The sequence below is a fragment of the Shewanella sp. AS16 genome (genome assembly GCF_021412365.1).
Taxonomy (GTDB): domain Bacteria; phylum Pseudomonadota; class Gammaproteobacteria; order Enterobacterales; family Shewanellaceae; genus Shewanella; species Shewanella salipaludis.
This window is the reverse complement of sequence record NZ_JAKCLK010000335.1, coordinates 1-286: the sequence shown is the minus strand read 5'-3', so window position 1 is coordinate 286 and position 286 is coordinate 1. Positions and strand designations below refer to the sequence as shown.

The window sequence follows — 286 nt, the reverse complement described above, 5'->3', positions numbered from 1 at the left end:
GCAACCTGGGCGGGTGATGAACTAAAAACCATGGGTGCGCTGACGCGCAGAGAGTGGACGCTGATTGGCCTTGTATTGCTCAGCTTAGGTTTGTGGGTATTTGGCAGTGAAGTCATTAATGCTACTGCGGTAGGTCTGCTGGCAGTTTCGCTGATGCTGGCGCTGCACGTTGTGCCGTGGAAAGACATTACTCGCTATAACAGCGCATGGAACACGCTGGTCAACCTGGCAACGCTGGTTGTTATGGCGAATGGCCTGACCCGTTCTGGCTTTATCGACTGGTTCG

1 protein-coding gene is annotated in these 286 nt (G+C 53.8%); it reads left to right on the top strand.

Annotation, left to right across the window (positions count from 1 at the left end):
- On the top strand, positions 1-286 hold a 286-nt coding region (locus LZP73_RS20540), incomplete at both ends, for an anion permease (RefSeq protein ID WP_234236822.1).